Raw genomic sequence first — 21,209 nt, 5'->3', positions numbered from 1 at the left:
TCACGGACGGGCTCAGGCGGTGACGCCGCCGTCCAGCACCAGGTCGGCGCCGACGGTGTAGCCCGCCTCGTCCGAGGCCAGGTACAGCACGGCGGCGGCGATCTCCGCGACCGCGCCGGCCCGGCCGACCGGCACCTCGGCCTTCATCCGGTCGCTCTTGTCGCTGTCGCTCTCGCCGGGGCGGGTCGACATCGGGGTGTCCACCGGGCCGGGGCTGACGGTGTTGATCCGCACGCCCTCGCCGATGTGGTCGCGGGCGGCGGAGCGGGTCAGCGCGGTGACGGCGGCCTTGCTGGCGTTGTAGGCGCCGGCGCCGTCGGCCCGCTTGTGGACGCCCAGGTTGGACGAGACGTTGACGATGGCCCCGCCGCCGTGGGCTCGCATGTGGCCGATCTGGTGCTTCATCGCCAGCAGGGTGCCGGTCACGTTGACGTCGAAGACCCAGCGGAACTGGTCCTCGTCGATGTCGGCGATCGGACCGGCGGCGCCGAAGACCCCGGCGTTGTTGACGGCGACGTCCAGTCCGCCGAACTGCTCGACGACCTCCCGGACCAGCCGGGCGGCGTCCTCACTGTTCGTCACGTCGCCGGTCAGCGCGACGGCCTTGCCGCCGGCCCGCTCGATCAGCTCGACGGTCTCGGCCAGCGGGCCGAGGCTGCGCCCGGCGACCGCGACCCGGGCGCCCTCCGCGGCGAAGGCGAGCGCGATCCCCCGCCCGATGCCGCTGCCGCCGCCGGTGATCAGGACAGACTTGTCGGCGAAACGCGTGCTCATGAGGTGAACTCCTTGATCCGAGTGGTGCGTTCAGGTGCGTTGGTGGTGCTCGTGGTGGTGCTCGTGGTGGTGGTCTTGGTGGTGCTCGTCCCGACGGTGCCCCCGGTGGCGCCGCCCCTGGGCAGGACCGCGACCGCGACGGCGGTCAGGGCCAGCCCGGCGGCGGCCGCGGCGAAGGCCGCCGCGTAACCGCCGACGACGGTCGGACGGGTGGCGGCGAGGGCCATCAGAGCGGCCAGCCCGGCGGTGGGGCCGAGCTCCATGGCGGTGTTGAAGACGCCCGCCGCCAGGCCGGTGCGTTCGGGCGCCACGCCGCTGGTGGCGAGCACGGCCGCCCCGGCGAAGGACGCGGCGGCGCCGGCGGGCAGCAGGAGCAGTCCGGGCAGCAGCCCGGTGGGGTAGCCGCTGGCGGGGTCGAGCCCGGCCAGCAGGGCGAGTCCGGCCGCCTCCAGGGCGAGACCGGCGGCGGTGACCGGCACCGGACCGTACCGGGCGATCAGCGGCCCGGCCAGCCGTCCGGACAGCAGCAGGGCGACCGCGTACGGCACGAACGCGGCGGAGGTGTCGGCCGCGCTCCAGCCGCGCAGTTGCTGGAGGTAGAGCGAGAGCAGGACGAAGGCCAGGGCGGTGCCCGCGGAGGTCGCCATCACGGTGACCAGGGCGGTGGCCCGGCGGCGGTCGGCGAGGAAGCCTGGCGGCAGCAGCGGGTCGGCGGTGCGGCGCTCGGCGCCGGCGAAGGCGAGCAGCAGGAGCACGCCGACGGCGAACGGCGCGAGCACGCCGGGGCTGCTCCAGCCGTGCTCGGTGGACGCCACCAGGGCGTAACTCGCCGCGCAGACACCGGTGGTGGCGAGCAGCGCGCCGCGCAGGTCGAGCGCCGGGCGGCGGCTCACGGGGGCGGGTGCGTGGTCGGAGGCGGGTGCGTGGTCGGAGGCGGGTGCGTGGCCGGAGGCGGGAGCGGTGTCGGTCTTGGCGTCAGGCTCGGCGTCGGGAGCGCTGTCGGGCTCGGGCAGGGTGCCGGAGCGGAGCAGCCCGGCCAGCGCGACCAGGACGGGCACCGCGAACAGCCAGCGCCAGGAGACCACGGCAGCGATCGGCCCCGACACCACGCTGCCGGCCGTCGCGCCGATCACGGAGAGTCCGCCCCAGGTGGCCATCGCCCGCCGGTAGGCGGCGGGTTCGGGGTACAGCCGGCGGACCACGGCGACCGCCGCCGGGGCGGCGAGGGCCGCGCCCGCGCCCTGGACGAAGCGGCTCGCCAGCAGGACGGGGTAGTCCGGTGCGAGGGCGCAGGCGACCGAGGCGACGGCGAGCAGCGCCAGGCCCCATCTGAGCATCCGGCGGCCGCCGTGACGGTCCGTCAGTCGCCCGCCGAGCAGTAGCAGGGCCGCGAAGGAGAGCCCGTACGCGGCGCTGAGCAGCAGGACGTCGGACGGGCCGAGGCCGAGCTCCCGGGCGACCAGGGGAAGCGGCACGGTGAGGATCATGATCGTGAAGATCAGCACCGCCTGGACGACGCCGAGCAGCGCGAAGCTCCTCCGGGCGTTCGTGGTGACACTCATGGACTCCCCCCACACCAAATTTTTAAGAACGTTCGGTCCAGAATCGGGACGGCAAAAGACGACACAAAGACGGCACAGGACGGCGAAGGACGCCGGGCCGACCGAGCCGGAGACACCCCCGTGGGCCGCCGGTTCGGACCGGAGCTCAGTCCAGCAGCGTCAGTGCCTGCTCGGCGGCGTCGCGCACCCGGGGCTCGCCGTCGGCGGTCTTGCCCACCACCCGGATCCCCTGCAGCAGCACCACCAGCATCCGGGCCAGCGCCCGCGGCTCCCGCCCGGCCGGCAGTTCGCCCTGGGACCCGGCCCGCAGCAGGGCGGCGGTCAGCGCCGTCTCCAGGTGGTCGTAACTGACCTCCACCCGGCGGGCCGCCGCCTCGTCGTGCGGGGCGAGTTCGACGGCCGTGTTGGTGATGAAGCAGCCGCGCCTGCGGTCCTCGTCCCCCATTCCCGCATATCGGCGCACCAGGGCGCGGACGGCCGGCAGCACCGGGCCCGGCTGGGACAGCTCGGCCAGCAGGCCGGGGTTGTGCTGTTCGTTGTAGCGCTCCAGCGCACGCAGGTAGAGCTCGTGCTTGCTGCCGAAGGTCGCGTAGATGCTGGCCCGGGCGATGCCCAGCCCTTCGACCAGGTCGGCCATCGAGGTGGCCTCGTAGCCGCGCCGCCAGAACAGTTCGAGAGCTGCCTGGAGCGCCGTGTCCGGGTCGAATTCCTTGGTCCGCGCCATGACCGGAACAGTAGCCCTTTCAAGACCGATCGGTCAAGAAAGAGCGGAGAGTGGTCCAGACCGTTATCTGACGGAGCATTGCCAAGTGGACTAGACCAAGCCTAGCCTTACCGCCCCATCCCTCCTTCTCCCCCCACAGGAGGCGTTCCGGCATGCCCGCACACATCCCCCCGACCCCCCAACAGGCCGTCGAGGCCGCGCGACCGCTCGTCCTGACGGTCTACCGGATCGTCGTCGGCCTGCTCTTCGCCTGCCACGGCGCCGCCGCACTCTTCGGCGTCCTCGGCGGCACCAAGGGCGGCGGCAGCATCCCGCCCGGCCAGTGGCCCGGCTGGTGGGCCGCACTGATCCAACTCGTCGGCGGCGCCCTGGTGCTGCTCGGCAGCGGCACCAGGGCGGCCGCCCTGCTCTGCTCCGGCTCGATGGCCTACGCCTACTTCACCGTCCATCAGGAGAACGCCCTGCTGCCACTGCAGAACGGGGGCGAGGCCTCGGTGATGTTCTGCTGGGCCTTCCTGGCCATCGCGGTGCTGGGCTCCGGCCCGTACTCCCTGGACCGGCTGCTCGCCGCCCGCCGGCCGGACGCCGGGCCCAGCCCCCAACCCACCTCGACCGGCTGAGCCTCAGCCCTCAGCGAGGTACCGCTCGACCGAGGCGACCTTGGCGGTGAGGCCGTCGGTGACCCCGGCCCGGTCGTCGATCTTGATGACCGTGCTCACCCGGTCGCTGTGCGCCTTCACCGCCTCGATCGCCGCCTTGATCACCGGCATCACCTCGTCCCACTCCCCCTCGATGCTGGTGAACATCGCGTCCGTCCGGTTCGGCAGCCCGCTCGCCCGCACCACCCGCACGGCCGCGGCCACCGCCTCCCCCACGTCCTCGCCGATCCCCAGCGGGGTCACCGAAAAAGCTGCGATCACGGTCTGCGCTCCTTGACGTCCGACGACACCTGGTCGCGGCCCGGACCGCTCCGGGCCGCGACCAGGCTAACCGGGGTCGCCGGACTCTCCGGGCTAACCGGGGTCGCCGGGGTCGCCGGGGTCGCCGGGCTCTCCGGGGCCACTCGGCCGGTTCGCCGGAGGAACCGTCAGACGACGGTCGGCAGCGGCGGTTCGACGGCGAGCGGGGCGCTGGCGCGGGCCCGGTGCTGGTCGGCCCAGGAGGTGAGGGCCAGGGTGCAGGCGTGGTCCAGGTGGCGCAGGCCGGACCAGTCGAGTTCCACCGGGCGGTCGCCGGGCAGCCGTTCCAGGGTGTCCAGCAGGCGGGGCAGCCGCAGGAAGGTGGCATTGCCGCTGAGGCGGACCCGGTGCAGGGGCCGACCGTCCGTCAGCACCACCTCCTCGACGGCGATCTGCAGGTGCGAGGTCTGCCAGGCGGACTTGGCCACGGCCAGGCCGACCCCGATCAGCACCCCCTCGAACAGGTCGGTGGCGACCACGGCGAGCGCCGTCGTGACGAGCACTACCGCCTCGCCCCGGTGCCCCCGGCACAGCGCGGCGATCCGGCGCAGCGGCACCAACGTGGCCCCGGCATACACCAGGACGGCGGCCAGCGCGGTGAGCGGGACCAGCCCGAGCACCCCGGGCAGCAGGGCGGTGAACAGCAGCAGCCACAGCCCATGCAGGAAGCGCGCGGCCCGGGTGCGGGCGCCCGCCTGGACGTTGGCCGCGCTGCGCACGATCACGGCGGTCATCGGCAGCGCGCCGAGCAGCCCGCAGACGGTGTTGCCGATGCCCTGGGCGGTGAGTTCGCGGTCGTAGTCGGTGCGCGGGCCGTGGTGCATCCGGTCGACGGCGGCGGCGCTGAACAGCGTCTCGGCGGAGGCGATCAGGGTGAAGGCGACGACGGTGCCGATGCCCGCGGCGCCCGCCAGGCCGCCGAGCGCGGCCGGGTCGGGCAGCCGGACGACGTCGAGCAGCCCGGCCACCCGTACCCGGGCCACCGGCAGGTCGGCCGCGGCGGTGACGGCGGCGGCCAGGCCGACCGCGGCCAGCGGCGCGGGGACGGTACGGGCGGCGCGGCCCGGCAGGTGCTTCCAGCCGACGAGCACCAGCAGGGTGCCCAGCCCCAGCGCCACCGCGGCGGGGTTGGCGGCGGCGGTGGCCGCGTCGGCGAGCAGGGCGGGCAGTCCGGCGAACTTCTGCGGGCCGGTGCCGGGGGCGGTCCGGTCGGCGAGGGCGTACAGCTGGCCGGACACCAGGGTCAGCCCGATGCCCGCCAGCATGCCGTGCACCACCGAGGCGGACATCGCCCGGAACCAGCGGCCGAGCCGCAGCGCGCCCATCCCGAGCTGGAGCAGGCCGGAGACGAGCACCAGCGGGCCGAGGGCGGCGAGGCCGAAGCGCTGGACGGCGTCGGCGACCAGCACGGTCAGCCCGGCGGCGGGCCCGCTGACCTGGAGGCTGCTGCCGGGGAGCAGGCCGACGACCAGGCCGCCGACGATGCCGGTGACCAGCCCCAGCTCGGCCGGGACGCCGGAGGCGACGGCGACCCCGACGCAGAGCGGGAGGGCGACCAGGAACACCACCAGCGAGGCGGGCAGGTCGTGCCGCCAGGGGACGGCGCGCAGCACGGCGAGCGGGGGGCGGCGGCGGGGCGGCGGGCTCATCCGGTCACCGCCGGGGGCCGGGCAGGGGTGCGGCGCATGGCTGCGCTCCTTCCGCGCGCCCACCGCTGCGGGGGCGCGCCGTTGCGGACCGGGGAGGGTGGGAGGGGACTGCCACGGGCGGCGGGCGGGGAGGCGGGCCGGCGGGGAGGCGGGCCGACGGGCCGACGGGGAGAGGCGAGCCGGAGAGGCGGGGCAGGCCGACGGGAGGGCGGGCCGGGAAAGACGTACGGAGCGGAGGCGAGGCGGTGGTCGGACCGCTGCGGTCGCAGCGCGCGCCCCCTGCCGTGGCCGGGTCGGGATGTGCCGGGCCCGGCGTGCCACCGACGGTACCCAGGGCGGCGGGGTGGCCCGACACCCGGCACCGTCCCTTCACCGGCACTGCACGCCGGCTGCGCGATCCGGCGCGGAGCCTCCGCTTCCCCGGGCACACCAGCGCGAGAGCTGTGCACTTGTCCGAACGACTCCCCCGGGCCGGCTTCCACATTCTGTTGAAGTCCCCTTGACGCCCCGCCGGGCCCGACCCTACCGTGTTTCCACATACAGAAACCGTTCTTCCGTATGGTGGAATTCAGGAGATGAGCCCTCCGAGCCACTGCGGGCCGACGCAGGAGAGACCCGATGCCTCGTATGACAGCCGCCCGCGCGGCCGTGGAGATCCTCAAGCTCGAAGGCGTCGATGTCGCCTTCGGTGTCCCGGGTGCCGCCATCAACCCCTTCTACGCCGCCCTCAAGGCCTCCGGCGGGATCAGGCACACCCTGGCCCGGCACGTCGAGGGCGCCTCGCACATGGCCGAGGGCTACACCCGTGCCAAGGCCGGCAACATCGGCGTGTGCATCGGCACCTCGGGCCCGGCCGGCACCGACATGATCACCGGCCTGTACTCGGCGATCGCCGACTCCATCCCGATCCTGTGCATCACCGGCCAGGCCCCGGTCGCCCGCCTCCACAAGGAGGACTTCCAGGCCGTCGACATCGCCTCGATCGCCAAGCCGGTCACCAAGGCGGCCACCACCGTCCTGGAGGCCGCGCAGGTCCCCGGCGTGTTCCAGCAGGCCTTCCACCTGATGCGCTCCGGCCGCCCCGGCCCGGTCCTGATCGACCTGCCGATCGACGTCCAGCTGACCGAGATCGACTTCGACCCGGAGGCCTACCAGCCGCTGCCGGTCTACAAGCCGACCGCCAACCGGATCCAGATCGAGAAGGCCATCGCGCTGCTCCAGGAGTCCGAGCGCCCGCTGATCGTGGCCGGCGGCGGCGTCATCAACGCCGACGCGGCCGACCTGCTGCTGGAGTTCGCCGAGCTGACCGGCGTCCCGGTCATCCCCACCCTGATGGGCTGGGGCATCGTCCCGGACGACCACGAGCTGAACGCCGGCATGGTCGGCCTGCAGACCTCGCACCGCTACGGCAACGAGAACTTCCTCGCCTCCGACTTCGTCCTCGGCATCGGCAACCGCTGGGCCAACCGCCACACCGGCGGCCTGGACGTCTACACCGCGGGCCGCAAGTTCGTCCACGTCGACGTCGAGCCCACCCAGATCGGCAAGATCTTCGCCCCCGACCTCGGCATCGCCTCCGACGCCAAGGCCGCGCTGGAGCTGTTCGTCCAGGTCGCCAAGGAGCTCAAGGCCGCCGGCACCCTCAAGGACCGCGGCACCTGGGCCGCCTCCACCCAGGAGCGCAAGGCGCAGCTCCAGCGCCGCACCCACTTCGACAACGTGCCGCTCAAGCCGCAGCGCGTCTACGAGGAGATGAACCGGGCCTTCGGACCGGAGACCCGGTACGTCACCACCATCGGCCTGTCCCAGATCGCCGGCGCGCAGATGCTGCACGTCTACAAGCCGCGGCACTGGATCAACTGCGGCCAGGCCGGGCCGCTGGGCTGGACCATCCCGGCCGCGCTGGGCGTCGCCACCGCCGACCCCGAGGGCCAGATCGTCGCGCTCTCCGGCGACTACGACTTCCAGTTCATGATCGAGGAGCTGGCGGTCGGCGCCCAGCACCGGATCCCGTACGTCCACGTCCTGGTGAACAACTCCTACCTCGGCCTGATCCGCCAGGCACAGCGGGGCTTCGACATCGACTTCCAGGTCAAGCTGGAGTTCGAGAACATCAACGCCCCCGAGCTGGGCGTCTACGGCGTCGACCACGTCAAGGTCGCCGAGGGCCTGGGCTGCAAGGCGATCCGGGTCACCGAGCCGGAGGGCCTGCTGCCGGCCTTCGAGGAGGCCAAGAAGCTGGCCGCCGAGTTCCGCGTCCCCGTCGTGGTCGAGGCGATCCTGGAGCGGGTCACCAACATCTCGATGAGCGGCAACGACATCGACAAGGTCAACGAGTTCGAGGAGCTGGCCACCCTCCCCGAGCACGCGCCGACCGCGATCAAGCCGCTGGCGCTCTGACCCCGTGGGGGGCGGGGGCGTACGAGCCGCTCCGTACGCCCCCGCCCCCGCGGAACACCGGCGGCGCCGGCACGGTTGAGCCGTCCGGGGCCGCTACGGTGTGCCCGGGCGAGACCCCCGCTGCCAACCTGCCGAAAGGACCACCACCGTGAGCCTGTACGACATCCCGCTGCGCACCCTGTCCGGCGAGCCCGCCTCGCTGGGCGACTTCAAGGGCAAGGCGCTGCTGCTCGTCAACGTCGCCTCCAAGTGCGGGCTGACCCCGCAGTACACCGGTCTGGAGAACCTCCAGAAGCGGTACGCCGAGCGCGGGTTCACCGTGCTGGGCTTCCCGTGCAACCAGTTCGCCGGGCAGGAGCCGGGCAGCGCCGAGGAGATCCAGAGCTTCTGCTCCACCACCTACGGCGTGACCTTCCCGCTGTTCGAGAAGATCGACGTCAACGGCGACGACCGGCACCCGCTCTACCAGCAGCTGACCGAGGTCGCCGACGCCGAGGGCACGGCCGGTGACGTCAGCTGGAACTTCGAGAAGTTCCTGATCTCGCCGGACGGCACCGTGGCCGCCCGGATCCGGCCGCGCACCGAGCCGGAGTCGGCCGAGCTGACCGCCGCGATCGAGGCCGTCCTGCCGGCCTGATCACAAACCGACGGACCGGCCCCCGGGACCCACCCGGGGGCCGGTCCGTCGTTCCGCACCCGGCCCGGGCGGCTGCGGCCTAGATGATCGGGGGCCGGCCGAGCCGGGTCATGGTCCACACCGTGCGCCAGCGCATCGGCTTGCGCCGACCGCACGGTGTGCGCCAGCCCTCGCCGAAGCCCGAGAACCACGCCTTCAACCCGGCCACGTTCCGCGTGCGGGCGACCGTGAGCGCCACCCACACGCCGAGGTAGACCGGCACCAGCACAGCGGGCAGGTGACGGCGTGCGAGGTACACGCGGTTGCGGGCGTTCACCCGGTAGAAGAACGAGTGCCGGGTCGGACTGGTCCGCGGGTGCTGCAGCAGCAACTCCGGAGCGTAGAGCACCCGCCAGCCCGCATCGAGCGCCCGCCAGGCCATGTCGGTCTCCTCGTGCGCGAAGAAGAACGCGTCCGGCCAGTCCCCGACCTGCCGCAGCATCTTCATCGACAGCCCATGGCCGCCGCCGAGGAAGCTGGTCACCTCGCCACCACGCATCGGATCACCGGCCCGCAGCCGGGGAACGTGGCGGCGCTGGGTCAGCCCGGTCTCGTCGGCGATCCGGAAGGATACGACGCCCAGCCGGGGGTCGGCCTCGTACAGGTCCTCGATCCTCGCGAACACGTCGTCGGCGACCAGCAGGCCGTCGTCGTCCAAGTCGATCACCACGTCCACGTCACGCAGATGCTCCAGCGCCACGTTCCGGCCGCCGGTCACCCCGAGGTTCTCGGCCAGCTCGACGCCCTCCACCCACGCCGGCAGCTCCGGCAACGGGCAGCCCTGGGCAACCACCACGACCTTCGCGGCCTGGACGGTCTGCATCTCCACCGAGGCCAGCAGCTCGGCCAGTTCCTTCGGCCGCGTGCCCATGGTCAGCACCGCCACGCCCAGCTTGATGCCCACCGAACCCATCCCTTCGAGGAAACAGACATGACCCGACGAACGCACCGCTCGGGCGCCGCGTCGCTCAGAGAACTCGCCGAGAGGCGGATGCTTCCGGACCACCAGGTCATGGACCAGCCCACACTGGACTGGATCGCCGGGACGCGGCCCGAGGCCTCCGCCGCGCCGCCCACCCTGCCACACCGGCCGCTCATGCTGGTACCGGACGTCAGCTGGTTCGCGGAGCCCCGGTGCGCCGAATCCATCCACGGCGTCCGGCACAACGCCCGCGTCTCGCTGCTCTCATCGATCCTCGCCCAGGAGTGCGGACTCGACCGCGACCACACGGCCGCCCTCTGCGCCGCCGCTGCCGTCCACGACTGCCGGCGCCGCAACGACCGGGACGACCCCGGCCACGGTCGGCGGGCAGCAGCCTGGTTCACCGGCAACCGCGCCGTCGTCACCGGCCTCCTTCGTGGACATCACGACAGCAAAAGCCTTGTGCCGGGCGGGAGTTCGCCGTCCCTGGCGGCGTCGCGCAGGTGTGCCAGCAGGGTGGCGCGCAGGGCCTCGGCGGCGCGGGTGAGCGGCACCTCGTGGCCGTGGGCGACGGCGATGGTGCGGCCCAGGCCCGGTCCGGCGAAGGGCGTCACCGCGAGGCCCGAGCGGGCCGCGACCATGCCGGGCACCACGGCGGGGCCGAGCCCGGCCCGGACGAAGCCCAGTACGGCGTCCATCTCGCCGCCCTCGACGGCGAACTCCGGCTCGAAGCCCGCCGCCCGGCAGGCCGCCAGGGCCGCCTCCCGGACGTCGTAGCCCTCCCGGAACATCACCAGCGGGCGCCCGTCCAGCTCGGCCACCCGTACGGTGCGTCGGCGGCTCCGCTCGCCGCCCGGCCGCTCGGCGGAGACCAGCACCAGCGCCTCGTGCAGCAGCTCGGTGACGGCCAGGGCGGGCGCGGCCTCCCCGCTGGTCGGGGTGATGATCAGCGCGAGGTCCAGCTCCCCCGCCGCCAGCCAGCGCACGAGGTCGCGCGAGCCGCCCTCGCGCACCCCGAGCGCGACGCCCGGGTAGCGGTCCCGGAAGACCCGCAGCACGTCGGGCACCAGGCTGGTGCACAGGCTCGGTGGCGCGCCCAGCCGGACCCGGCCGCGGCGCAGCTGCACCGTCTCCTGGACGGCGAGTCGGGCGCTCTCGGTGTCCGCGAGGATCCGCCGCGCGAGCGGCAGCAGGGCGTCCCCGGCGTCGGTGAGGGCGATGTTGCCCCGGGTGCGATGGAACAGTTCGGCCCCCAACTCCCGTTCCAGCGACCGGATCTGCTGGGAGAGCGAGGGCTGGGCGACGTGCTCGGCCTCGGCGGCCCGGGTGAAGTGCCGGGTCTCGGCGACGGCCAGGAAGTAGCGGAGTTGCTGGAGCTGCACGCACCCAGGCTACGCCGCGACGATAGGCCCTGACTATCGTCACCAGCCGCATCATGTCTTGGACGCACCCTTGCCGCCGTCCCTACCGTTGCTGCCATGACAACCGCGACTCGGACGGCCCGGCATCCGTCCACCCTGGTGACCCTGTGGCGGTCGACCGTCGGCAAGAAGGCGGTCATGGCCGTCACCGGACTGGCGATGCTGCTGTACCTGGTCGCGCACATGCTGGGCAACCTCAAGGTCTTCTTCGGCCCCGACGACATCAACGGCTACGCGGCCTGGCTGCGCACCATCGGCCAGCCCTTCCTCGGCCACGAGTGGTTCCTGTGGATCGCCCGGGTCGGCCTGGTCGCCGCCGTCGTCCTGCACGGCGTCTCCGCGTACCAGCTCAGCCGCCGGGACCTCGCCGCCCGCCCGAGCAAGTACGTGCACCGGCGCCACCGGGCCAGCTACGCGACCCGCACCATGCGCTGGGGCGGGGTGATCCTCGGGCTGTTCATCGTGTGGCACATCCTGGACCTCACCACCCTCACCGTGAACCCGGTCGCCGAGCACGGCCACGTCTACCAGAACGTCGTGGGCACCTTCGGCCGCTGGTACAGCGACGTGTTCTACATCCTCGCGGTGGTGGCCCTCGGCTTCCACATCCGGCACGGCTTCTGGAGCGCCGCGCAGACCCTCGGCGCCAACAACGCCCGCCGCGACAAGGCACTCAAGCTGACGGCCGACGGCCTCGCGCTGGTGCTGACCGCGGGCTTCCTGTCCGTCCCCCTCGCCGTGATGTTCGGAGTGGTGAAGTGAGCAGCACGTACGCCGATTACGCGATCGGCGCGCCGATCGCCGACACCAAGGCCCCCGACGGGCCGATCGAACAGCGCTGGGACCAGCGGCGGTTCGACGCCAAGCTGGTCAACCCGGCGAACCGGCGCAAGCACACCGTGATCGTGGTCGGCACCGGCCTGGCCGGCGGCGCGGCGGGCGCCACCCTCGCCGAACAGGGCTACCACGTCGTCCAGTTCTGCTTCCAGGACTCCCCGCGACGGGCCCACTCGATCGCCGCCCAGGGCGGCATCAACGCGGCCAAGAACTACCGCAACGACGGCGACTCCGTCCGCCGGCTGTTCTACGACACCGTCAAGGGCGGCGACTTCCGCGCCCGCGAGTCCAACGTGCACCGGCTCGCCCAGGTGTCGGTGGAGATCATCGACCAGTGCGTGGCCCAGGGCGTCCCCTTCGCCCGCGAGTACGGCGGCCTGCTGGACACCCGCTCCTTCGGCGGCGTGCAGGTCTCCCGCACCTTCTACGCCCGCGGCCAGACCGGCCAGCAGCTGCTGCTCGGCGCCTACCAGGCGCTCTCCCGGCAGATCGCCGCCGGGAACGTCGAACTCCACCCGCGCACCGAGATGCTGGACCTGCTGGTGGTCGACGGCCGGGCCCGCGGCATCGTCGCCCGGGACCTGGTCACCGGCGAGATCCGCTCCTACACGGCGGACGCGGTCGTCCTCGCCACCGGCGGCTACGGCAACGTCTTCTACCTCTCCACCAACGCCAAGAACTCCAACGCCACCGCCATCTGGCGGGCCCACCGGCGCGGCGCCTACTTCGCCAACCCGTGCTTCACCCAGATCCACCCCACCTGCATCCCGCGCTCCGGCGACCACCAGTCCAAGCTCACCCTGATGAGCGAGTCGCTGCGCAACGACGGCCGGATCTGGGTGCCCAAGGCCCAGGGCGACACCCGCCCGCCCGGGCAGATCCCGGAGGAGGAACGGGACTACTACCTGGAGCGGATCTACCCCTCCTTCGGCAACCTGGTGCCCCGCGACATCGCCTCCCGGGCCGCCAAGAACGTCTGCGACGAGGGCCGCGGCGTCGGCCCCGGCGGCCAGGGCGTGTACCTGGACTTCGCCGACGCGATCCGCCGGATGGGCCGGGAGGCCGTCGAGGCCAAGTACGGCAACCTCTTCGACATGTACGAGCGGATCACCGCCGAGGACCCGTACCGGGTGCCGATGCGGATCTACCCGGCGATCCACTACACGATGGGCGGGCTCTGGGTCGACTACGACCTGCAGACCAGCGTCCCGGGCCTGTTCGCGATCGGCGAGGCCAACTTCTCCGACCACGGCGCCAACCGGCTCGGCGCCAGCGCGCTGATGCAGGGCCTGGCCGACGGCTACTTCGTGCTGCCGCCCACCATCAACGACTACCTGGCCCGCAACCCGGTGGCCGCCGTGCCCGCCGACCACCCGGTGCTCACCGAGGTCGAGGCGGAGGTCGAGGACCGGCTCAACCTGATCCTCTCCGTCGACGGCGACCGCACCCCGGACTCCTTCCACCGCGAGCTCGGCGAACTGCTCTGGGACGAGTGCGGGATGGCCCGCGACGAGGCCGGGCTCAAGCGGGCCCTGGCCCGGATCCCGCAGCTGCGCGCGGAGTTCTGGCGCCGGATCAAGGTGCCCGGCACCGGCCAGGAGCTCAACCAGTCGTTGGAGAAGGCCAACCGGCTGGTCGACTACTTCGAGCTCGCCGAACTGATGTGCCTGGACGCGCTGCACCGCGCCGAGTCCTGCGGCGGCCACTTCCGCACCGAGAGCCAGACCCCCGACGGCGAGGCCGCCCGGCGCGACGAGGACTTCACCTACGCCGCCGCCTGGGAGTTCACCGCCACCGGCGAGGCCCCCGTCCTCCACCGCGAACACCTCGAGTTCGAACACGTCCATCCCACCCAGCGGAGCTACGCATGAACCTCACCCTGCGCATCTGGCGCCAGGCGGGCCCGGACGCACCCGGCTCGATGACCACCTACCAGGTCAGCGGCATCAGCCCGGACATGTCCTTCCTGGAGATGCTCGACACCCTCAACGAGGAACTGATCACCCGCGGCGACCAGCCGGTCGCCTTCGACCACGACTGCCGCGAGGGCATCTGCGGGGCCTGCGGCATGGTCATCAACGGCCAGGCGCACGGCCCCGAGCGCACCACCACCTGCCAGTTGCACATGCGGCACTTCCGGGACGGCGACACCATCGACGTCGAACCGTGGCGGGCCTCGGCCTTCCCGGTGGTCAAGGACCTCGTGGTGGACCGCTCCGCCTTCGACCGGATCATCGGCTCCGGCGGCTACATCACCGCCCCCACCGGCAGCGCCCCCGACGCGCACGCCACGCCCGTCCCCAAGGAGGCCGCCGACACCGCCTTCGAGCACGCCGAGTGCATCGGCTGCGGCGCCTGCGTGGCCGCCTGCCCGAACGGCTCGGCGATGCTGTTCACCTCCGCCAAGGTGGTGCACCTCAACGTGCTGCCGCAGGGCGCGCCGGAACGCTCCGCCCGGGTGCGGAACATGGTCACGGCGATGGACGCCGAGGGCTTCGGCGGCTGCACCAACACCGGTGAGTGCGCCACCGCCTGCCCCAAGGGCATCCCGCTGCCCAGCATCGCGGCGATGAACCGGGAGTTCCTGCGGGCCGCCCGCGGCTGACACCCCTCCCCCGAGACGGTCGGCCCCTCGCTCCGGTGCTCGGGCGAGGGGCCGACGCCGTGCTGCCACGAGCGCGCCCTCCGACGCTCCCGTTCCACCGGGGGACGCCGTTCTCCGGGGCGTGCGACGGCAGTTCGCGCTCCCCGAACGAGTGGTGGAACGCCGCACGCGGTGCTTCCTGACCGAAAATCGCGCTACGGTGGTGCTCCGCTACGGAAGGACGGCATATGCCCGAGGTTCAGTCCTGCTCCGGCTGCGGCGGGTCCGGGGGGACCCAGAAGACCGAGGCAACGGTCGAACTGGACGAGGAAGGAAGCATGGTGCCCAGCGTTCACACCTTCTGGTCGCCGTGCGGTCGGTGCCACGGATCCGGGACGGTGATCGTCGGATGAGGTTGTGCTTCGAGTGCGTCGAGTGCGGTGGGCACTACCTGCCGCCGGAGGGCATGGTCTATCCGGACGGACCGGCCTCGCCGGTCTGGTGCTCCCCCTGCCAGACGTCCAAGCGCTCGGCGGGCCTTCGGGAGGACCCGCTGCTCGCCCGGGTCGCGCTGGCCGCCGCCCGGGCCGCGCTGGCCCGGCGTGCCGCCGAGGCCGTCGAGCCGGTCCCGGCCGGGCGCGCCGACGTTCGCCCGTCCCGTCCGCCGCTGTCCCGGCGGGCCCGCTCGGGGCCGGGCGGGGTGCGCGGCAAGCTGGGCTGAGCCGCTCCTCCGACGGTCCGTCAAGTACCGCTTTCGACAAAGCGCTTGTGCACGCCACGAGCCTGCTGGTTAATTGTCGTCGCTCGCTTGACAGCCTTGGGGGAACTCTCGTGCAACCGACCGAACCGGCGGCGCCCGGCCCGCCGCCGATGCCCACGTACGACCCGTCCGCCACCCGGGTGGCCGTCACCAACCGCATCCTCTGGATCGGGACGGCGGCGTACCCGCTGGCGACCGTCGCCCGGGTCAGCATCACGATCATCCTTCCCGACGTGCTCGGCGCGATCAAACGGTTCCTCAAGTTCATCGGGATCGTCATCCCGGCCGCCCTGGTCATCGCCGGACTCGACGCCCTCACCAGCTCCTCCCGCTCCTCGGGGTACGGCAGCAGCGACCAGGGCCCCAGCACCGGCACGATCGTGGTGGTGACCCTGCTCCTGGTGCTGTGCTACTTCCTGTTCGCCACCCTGCCGGTGCTGCTCCAGCGCCGGCTGCACGCGCTGACCGTCGACACGGCGGGCCCGCCGACCGCGCTGCTGGCCTGGCGGGACCCGAAGTACGCGTACGAGCTCCAGGCCAGGATCACCCACGCGATCGAGAACCCGCAGACCGAGTTCCAGCAGTTCGTCAGCAACGTCATGGTGGACCTGCGGCACTACCAGTTCGGCGACAACGTCAACATCTACGGCGGCCAGGGACACACGGGGGTCATCAAATGAGCGGCAGCGGACCGCAGTTCCAGTTCGGCGACAATGTCACCATGCACGGTGGCCAGGGCAACGTCGGCATCCAGCACAACCACGGGCCGGCCGGCGACCAGGCCCTGCCGCCGGAGCTCGCCGCCCTGTTCGCCCGCCTCACCGCCGTCGTCACCGAGTTGGCACGGGACGCTCGGCTGCCCGCGGAGGACCGGCAGAGCCTGGAGGAGACCCTGCCGGTGCTCAGCAACCCGGCCGGCCAGGAGCGGCGCAGCTGGCGCAACACCCTCCACCTGCTCACCGGGCTGACCCGCGAGCTGGGGGACGTCGCCGCGCCCGCGCTGGGCCTGGCGACCCAGCTGCTCGCGCTGATCAGCGGCCGCTGACCGGCCCCGGCGGCCGGGCGGGCCGGGAGCGGGCCCCGCGCTGTCGATGAGGAACTGGGCTCAGGGGACGCGCCTGCTCAGAACAGCGCCTCCTGGGTGTCCGGTTCCGGCGGGCGGACCCGCTCCTCCAGCACCAGCCCCGTGGAGGCCCGGCCGGCCACCGGCGTGAGCGTCCAGCCGGTCAGCCGCCGGGTGTCCAGCAGCAGCGGGCCGGAGCCGTCCGGCTGGTCGAGGAAGAGGTGCCGGCCCACCGGCGGGCGCAGCGTTCCGGCGATCACCGCGCCCGCGGCCAGGCCGGTGACCTCCCGGTAGGCCTCGGGGGCGCCGCCGGCCAGGCCGTAGCGCTCCACGTGGTCCACCACCGGGCGGTCCGCGAGCAGTTCCACGGCGTGCCCGTCCAGCAGCCGGTGCGCCCGGGCGCGGGCCTCCGTCAGCACGGTGCGGCGGTACGGGGCGTCGCCGTGCGACCACCAGTGGTCGGTCTTGAGCCGGGACTTGTACCGCTCGCGCGCCATGCCCGAGGCGGCGACGGTGAGTTCGGCGCGGCGCACCGCGGGCAGGCCGCCGCGCGCGGTGAACGCGTAGGCCAGCGCGCCCTGTTCCAGCAGTCGGCTGTCGCCGCGCTGCTCGGCGGTCAGGCCGACCTTCAACAGGCCCTCGCCGAACCAGGCGAGGTAGAGCAGGTAGGTGCGGCCGTCGTCGAGGATCTGGTCCCGGGCGAGCGCCAGGCCTCGGTCCACGCTCTGGCAGGCCGGGCACTGGGTGGCGCTGCCGCCCGGGTCGACCACCGCGTGGTGCGGGCAGGGCGTGCGCTCCGTCGCCCCAGCCAGCCACGCGCCCACGCAGCGGCGCGGGCCGCCGAGCAGCCAGCCGACCTCCGTACCGGGCGCCACGGCGCGCTCGTGCACCCGGGCGCCGTTCGCGGCGCAGAGCAGGGCCCGGCCTTCGTGCCAGCTCAGGCCGGTGGAGACCCAGCCGGCGGGCCGGTCCGGGTGCGGTGGTGCGGGGACCGTCACGGGCATCCCTCCCTGGAGCTCTTCGATCAGGTGAGGCTACCCGCTGCCACTGACAGCCCCGTCCTGCGGGGGCGGAGTACTCCTGCGGGGGTGGAGTACGTCGGCGCCCCGGACACCGACGACCCGCGCCGCGCCTTCCGTGGCCGCCGCCGCAGAGCCGCTGCTAGCGTCCGGCCCATGATCGACTCACCGACCCCGGACGACCTGGCCCTCGCCCTCCGCCTCGCCGTGGACGCCCTCGCGGGCGCCCCGGCGGGCGCGGACTGGTCCCGGCCCGCCGGCGCCCTCGACTGGAGCTGCTGGGAGACCGTCGAGCACCTGGCCGACGACCTCCTCGCCTACGCCGCCCAGCTGGGCCCCGCCCGACCGCCCCGCGACCGGTACGTGCCCTTCGTGGCCACCCGCCGCGCCCCGGGCGGCCCGAACAACTTCGTCCGCGCCGACCCGGCCGACGGCGTCCCCGGGCTGCTCGAGGTCCTCGACGCCAGCGGCGGGTTGATGGTCTCGATCGCCCGGGCCACCCCGCCGCAGGCCCGCGCGTACCACCCCTGGGGCCTCGCCGACCCGAGCGGCTTCGTCGCCATGAGCCTGGTCGAGACCCTGGTCCACCTGCACGACGTCACCCGGGGCCTCGGCCTCCCCTGGGACCCGCCGGCCGAGCTCTGCACCCGCACCCTGGCGCGCCTGTTCCCCGACGTCCCCCGCACCGCCGCCCCCTGGCCCACCCTCCTGTGGGCCACCGGCCGCGCCGCCCTCCCCGACCGCCCCCTGCGCACCGACTGGCGCTGGTACGCGGAACCGCGCGACTGACGGGCCGGCGCAGGGGCGCGTCGACCTGCCGGGCTACCGGACGGGCGCGTCGGCCTGGCCGGGGGCCGGGCCCCCGGCCGGCACCACGAAGGCGGGGTAGGTGTTGCCCGTGTCCGGGGCCCCGGTCGCGGCGGCCGGCCCCGCACCGGCCGCCAGCACGGCGATCCCGACGACGGTGGCCGCCGCGGCGGCGCGGACGGCACTGCTGATGTTCATGAACTCTCCCCCTGGGCCGGTTTCCTGACGATGATCCGCCGGGCCGCCCCCGCTGTCCAGCTCCGCGACACCCACCCGGCGACCCGCGCGACGCCCCCCGACGGCCGGGCCCCGCAGGGCCCGTACCCCCGTCGCCCGTCGGGTCGCCACCACCGGCCCGGGCGACGGGCAGCCGCGCAGGTCGCGGGGGCTTGGCCGGGCGGGGCGTCCACGTTCTATTCTGGCGGGCGCGGTCGGCGGTGGTGCCCGGAGGAGGCGCGGGGCGGCCGGGTCGGTGTGAGCGCGAAGGGGTGGCGGGTGGCGGGGCGGCGGAACAGCGGGGTGCTGGCGGTCTGGGCGGAGGCGCAGCGGCAGCAGCAGCGCCGGGAGGAGGCCCGTTGGCGCGCCGAGGCGGCGGAGTTGCGCCGGCACGAGCGGGCCCAGCGCGAGGCACAGCGGGCGGCCGCCCGGGACGAGCGGGAGGCGCAGCGCGCGTACCAGCAGTCGCGGGAGGCGGAGGCGGTCCGGCGGACGGCGGAACTGGACGCCCGGGTGGAGGAGTTGCGCGGGCTGTTGACGGCCGGTCTGGCCGCGCCGGCGTTCGGGCCGCAGGCCCTGCTGGCGCCGCGCCCGGTGCCGCCGTTCGATCCGGGGCCGCTGGGCGTGCCGGTGCCGATGCCGGACCAGACGTCCGCCGCCTACCACGTGCCGCCGCCGGACGCGGCGCAGGCCCGCAACGCCGGGGTGCGCCGGCAGTACGAGCAGTACCTGGCGCAGGCCCGGGCCCGGTTCGAGCAGGACTGGTACGCCGCGCAGGCCCGGGAGGCGGACCGGCAGTCCCGGCTGGCCGCGTACCACCGGGAGTACCTGGTGTGGGCGGAGGGCTTCCGCCGGCAGGAGGAGGAACGCGGCTCCGGCACCGAGGAGTTGCTGCGGCGGCTGCGGGCGGGCGAGCCGGAGGCCGTGCAGGAGTACTTCACGGCGGGGCTGTACGCCTCGGCGGCCTGGCCGGAGGGCTTCCCGCACCGGCTGGCGGCGGCCTGGGAGGTGTCGAGCCGTCAGCTGGTGGTGAACTGGGAGCTGCCCGGCCCGGACGTGGTGCCGGCGGCCGGGCGGGTGCGGTACGTGAAGACGGACGACCGCGAGGCGGAGGTGGCCCGGCCGGCGACCGAGCGCAAGGCGCTGTACCGGGAGGTGCTGGCGCAGTCGGCGCTGCGGGTGGCGGCCGAGCTGTTCCGGGCGGACCGGGACGGGATGCTGGACTCGGTGGTGGTGAACGGCTTCGTGCTGGGGATCGACCCGGCGACGGGCCGGGAGGCCGAGCGCTTCCTGTCCACGCTGACCGCGACCCGGGCCGAGTTCTCGGGGCTGGCGCTGGACCGGGTGGCCCCGGTGGAGTGCTTCCAGGGGCTGGGCGGCAAGCTGTCGGCGCGGCCGGAGCGGCTGGACGAGGTGAAGCCGGACCGGCTGCCGGAGTCGGTGGGCGGGAGCCTGGCCGGGCACTTCGGCGACGAGGACCCGGACCTCTTCGAGATGGACCCGCTGGACTTCGAGGACCTGATCGCCGAGTTGTTCCGGCTGCGCGGCTTCCGGGTGATGACGACGGCCCGCAGCGGTGACGTCGGGGTGGACGTGGTCGCCGAGGACCTGGACCCGGTGACCGGCGGCAAGATCGTGATCCAGGCGAAGCGGTACCGCAAGACCGTCCCGCCGACGGCCGTGCGCGACCTGGAGTCCACCGTGCGCCACCACGGCGCGATCAAGGGCATCCTGGTGACCACGGCGGGCTTCGGCAAGGGCTCGTACAGCTACATCGAGGGCAAGCCGCTGACCCTGGTGAGCGGGCCGGAGCTGGTGGAGCTGCTGGCCGACCAGGGGCTGCGCGGACGGCTCGGCGGCGGCGCCGGGGGCGGTCCGGGCACCGGGAGCGGCACGGGCGGTACGGGCGCCGGGAGCGGCACGGGCGGCGCCGGCGGTACGGGCGGCAGCGGCCTCAGCGCGGCCGACGGCGCGGGCGGCCCGGCGGCGGGCCGGGCGGAGCCGGACGCCCCGCACAGCAACCTCACGGTGAGCTGGCAGAGCCGGACGGCCGGCGGGGACCCGGTGGAGCTGGACGTCACGGCGTTCCTGTGCGCCCGTGGCCGGGTGCTGAGCGACGAGCACTTCGTGTTCTTCAACAACCCGCAGGACCCGGACGGCGCCGTCCGGCTGCACCCCACCCGCTCGGTGCCGGGCGAACCGGCCCGGGCGGCCCGGCTGAGCCTGGACCTGCACCGGCTGCCGGCCACCGTGGACGAGGTGGTGCTGGCGGTGTCCACCGAGGAGGACGAGCACCCGGCGCTGCCGCTCGGTCACGTGTACGGGCTGGCCGTCGCGGCGGAGTACGGGCCGGGGGCGGCCGGTCCGGCGAGGTGGCCGGGGGCGAACGGCGGCGTGCCGGACTCGGCGATGCTGCTCGGGAGCTTCCGACGGGCGTCCGCGGGCTGGCAGTTCGAGCCCTCGGCGCGGGTGGTGACGAACGGTCTGGCGGGGCTGGCGACGGCCTTCGGCGTCGCGGTGGAGTGACGGGCCGGGACTTTGGTCCCGAGCCGACCGGTGCGCGGTTCCGGGACTCAGGTCCTCAGGGGACGCGTCATACCTGAGGAGGAGAAGGCCCCCGTCGCACCGCCGGGTCGGCGGGGGCCGACCGTCCGATGGGCATACGAATCGAGCGCGACCCGCTTGGGAGGATGGATCGGTAGGAAAATCCGATTCGTTCCCAGGAGTCCACGTGTCCTTCCCCGCAACCGCCGTCCGTACCGGCCTGGCGGCCGCCCGCGCCACCGGTCTGAACAAGGTCTACGGGGAGGGGGAGACCCGGGTCGTCGCCCTGGAC

Annotated in this window: 20 protein-coding genes and 1 pseudogene; 12 read left to right on the top strand and 9 right to left on the bottom strand. The window is 73.8% G+C overall.

All coding sequences use genetic code 11. From position 1 onward, the window contains the following. Window positions 1–12: 12 nt before the first annotated feature. The 3 genes from ACZ58X_RS16745 to ACZ58X_RS16735 all read right to left on the bottom strand — a co-directional run bounded on the left by ACZ58X_RS16745 (window position 13) and on the right by ACZ58X_RS16735 (window position 3,060). Window positions 13–774 (bottom strand): SDR family NAD(P)-dependent oxidoreductase, encoded by a 762-nt coding sequence (locus tag ACZ58X_RS16745; protein WP_470334370.1) that lies wholly within the window; start codon window positions 772–774, stop codon window positions 13–15. Next, the gene (locus ACZ58X_RS16740; protein ID WP_470334369.1) at window positions 771–2,336 is read right to left on the bottom strand and encodes an MFS transporter; all 1,566 of its coding nucleotides are present in this window, start codon (window positions 2,334–2,336) and stop codon (window positions 771–773) included. Before ACZ58X_RS16740 ends, ACZ58X_RS16745 begins: the two co-directional genes overlap by 4 nt. 145 nt (window positions 2,337–2,481) lie before the next feature. Then, window positions 2,482–3,060 carry a TetR/AcrR family transcriptional regulator gene (locus ACZ58X_RS16735; RefSeq protein WP_470334368.1) on the bottom strand — a complete coding sequence of 193 codons (579 nt, stop codon included), beginning with the start codon at window positions 3,058–3,060 and terminating at the stop codon, window positions 2,482–2,484. A gap of 152 nt (window positions 3,061–3,212) precedes the next feature. Here ACZ58X_RS16735 and ACZ58X_RS16730 point away from each other — a divergent pair, with 152 nt between their 5' ends. After that, a complete protein-coding gene (locus ACZ58X_RS16730; RefSeq protein WP_470334367.1) occupies window positions 3,213–3,680 on the top strand; it encodes a DoxX family protein in 468 nt (155 codons plus the stop codon). A gap of 3 nt (window positions 3,681–3,683) precedes the next feature. On the opposite strand, the gene ACZ58X_RS16725 is transcribed toward ACZ58X_RS16730, so the two are convergent. Next, window positions 3,684–3,980, bottom strand: coding sequence for an MTH1187 family thiamine-binding protein (locus tag ACZ58X_RS16725; RefSeq protein WP_360230722.1), 297 nt, complete (start codon window positions 3,978–3,980; stop codon window positions 3,684–3,686). A 167-nt stretch (window positions 3,981–4,147) separates the two neighbouring features. Further along, window positions 4,148–5,668 (bottom strand): SulP family inorganic anion transporter, encoded by a 1,521-nt coding sequence (locus ACZ58X_RS16720; protein WP_470334366.1) that lies wholly within the window; start codon window positions 5,666–5,668, stop codon window positions 4,148–4,150. 618 nt (window positions 5,669–6,286) lie between these two features. Between ACZ58X_RS16720 and gcl the strand changes: the two genes are divergently transcribed. Both gcl and ACZ58X_RS16710 read left to right on the top strand, forming a co-directional pair. Then, window positions 6,287–8,068, top strand: a complete 1,782-nt coding sequence (gene gcl / locus ACZ58X_RS16715; RefSeq protein ID WP_470334365.1) for a glyoxylate carboligase — start codon at window positions 6,287–6,289, stop codon at window positions 8,066–8,068. A gap of 148 nt (window positions 8,069–8,216) precedes the next feature. Continuing rightward, window positions 8,217–8,705, top strand: a complete 489-nt coding sequence (locus ACZ58X_RS16710; RefSeq protein ID WP_470334364.1) for a glutathione peroxidase — start codon at window positions 8,217–8,219, stop codon at window positions 8,703–8,705. A 79-nt stretch (window positions 8,706–8,784) separates the two neighbouring features. On the opposite strand, the gene ACZ58X_RS16705 is transcribed toward ACZ58X_RS16710, so the two are convergent. Further along, window positions 8,785–9,657, bottom strand: a complete 873-nt coding sequence (locus ACZ58X_RS16705) for a glycosyltransferase family 2 protein (protein ID WP_470334363.1) — start codon at window positions 9,655–9,657, stop codon at window positions 8,785–8,787. Between the two features lie 452 nt (window positions 9,658–10,109). Next, window positions 10,110–11,048 (bottom strand): LysR family transcriptional regulator, encoded by a 939-nt coding sequence (locus ACZ58X_RS16700; RefSeq protein WP_470334362.1) that lies wholly within the window; start codon window positions 11,046–11,048, stop codon window positions 10,110–10,112. Window positions 11,049–11,144: 96 nt separating this feature from the next. Here ACZ58X_RS16700 and ACZ58X_RS16695 point away from each other — a divergent pair, with 96 nt between their 5' ends. The 6 genes from ACZ58X_RS16695 to ACZ58X_RS16670 all read left to right on the top strand — a co-directional run bounded on the left by ACZ58X_RS16695 (window position 11,145) and on the right by ACZ58X_RS16670 (window position 16,313). Beyond that, a complete protein-coding gene (locus ACZ58X_RS16695) occupies window positions 11,145–11,849 on the top strand; it encodes a succinate dehydrogenase cytochrome b subunit (protein ID WP_470334361.1) in 705 nt (234 codons plus the stop codon). Continuing rightward, window positions 11,846–13,795, top strand: coding sequence for a fumarate reductase/succinate dehydrogenase flavoprotein subunit (locus tag ACZ58X_RS16690; protein ID WP_470334360.1), 1,950 nt, complete (start codon window positions 11,846–11,848; stop codon window positions 13,793–13,795). Before ACZ58X_RS16695 ends, ACZ58X_RS16690 begins: the two co-directional genes overlap by 4 nt. After that, the gene (locus ACZ58X_RS16685; protein ID WP_470334359.1) at window positions 13,792–14,529 is read left to right on the top strand and encodes a succinate dehydrogenase/fumarate reductase iron-sulfur subunit; all 738 of its coding nucleotides are present in this window, start codon (window positions 13,792–13,794) and stop codon (window positions 14,527–14,529) included. Before ACZ58X_RS16690 ends, ACZ58X_RS16685 begins: the two co-directional genes overlap by 4 nt. Window positions 14,530–14,917: 388 nt before the next feature. Beyond that, complete coding sequence (locus tag ACZ58X_RS16680; RefSeq protein ID WP_470334358.1) at window positions 14,918–15,229, top strand: hypothetical protein; 312 nt, start codon at window positions 14,918–14,920, stop codon at window positions 15,227–15,229. A gap of 110 nt (window positions 15,230–15,339) precedes the next feature. Further along, window positions 15,340–15,948: a DUF6232 family protein gene (locus ACZ58X_RS16675; protein ID WP_470334357.1), complete on the top strand. Its 609-nt coding sequence runs from the start codon at window positions 15,340–15,342 to the stop codon at window positions 15,946–15,948. Next, complete coding sequence (locus tag ACZ58X_RS16670; RefSeq protein ID WP_470334356.1) at window positions 15,945–16,313, top strand: hypothetical protein; 369 nt, start codon at window positions 15,945–15,947, stop codon at window positions 16,311–16,313. The genes ACZ58X_RS16675 and ACZ58X_RS16670 overlap by 4 nt, the downstream gene beginning before the upstream one ends. A 77-nt stretch (window positions 16,314–16,390) precedes the next feature. On the opposite strand, the gene ACZ58X_RS16665 is transcribed toward ACZ58X_RS16670, so the two are convergent. Continuing rightward, window positions 16,391–17,329, bottom strand: coding sequence for a DUF2797 domain-containing protein (locus tag ACZ58X_RS16665; RefSeq protein WP_470334355.1), 939 nt, complete (start codon window positions 17,327–17,329; stop codon window positions 16,391–16,393). Between the two features lie 177 nt (window positions 17,330–17,506). On the opposite strand from ACZ58X_RS16665, the gene ACZ58X_RS16660 reads away from it, so the two are divergent. After that, complete coding sequence (locus ACZ58X_RS16660) at window positions 17,507–18,139, top strand: maleylpyruvate isomerase N-terminal domain-containing protein (RefSeq protein ID WP_470334354.1); 633 nt, start codon at window positions 17,507–17,509, stop codon at window positions 18,137–18,139. A 33-nt stretch (window positions 18,140–18,172) separates the two neighbouring features. Here the strand turns inward: ACZ58X_RS16660 and ACZ58X_RS16655 are convergent, their stop codons facing one another. Next, window positions 18,173–18,355: a hypothetical protein gene (locus ACZ58X_RS16655; protein WP_470334353.1), complete on the bottom strand. Its 183-nt coding sequence runs from the start codon at window positions 18,353–18,355 to the stop codon at window positions 18,173–18,175. A gap of 297 nt (window positions 18,356–18,652) precedes the next feature. On the opposite strand from ACZ58X_RS16655, the gene ACZ58X_RS16650 reads away from it, so the two are divergent. Both ACZ58X_RS16650 and ACZ58X_RS16645 read left to right on the top strand, forming a co-directional pair. Further along, window positions 18,653–20,899, top strand: a complete 2,247-nt coding sequence (locus tag ACZ58X_RS16650; protein ID WP_470334352.1) for a restriction endonuclease — start codon at window positions 18,653–18,655, stop codon at window positions 20,897–20,899. A gap of 205 nt (window positions 20,900–21,104) precedes the next feature. Continuing rightward, window positions 21,105–21,209, top strand: a pseudogene (locus ACZ58X_RS16645) (ABC transporter ATP-binding protein); the annotation flags it as partial.

The organism is Kitasatospora sp. NPDC040550, assembly GCF_055594965.1.
Note: the sequence above shows the minus strand (reverse complement) of the source record. Positions and strands in the feature narration are given on the sequence as shown.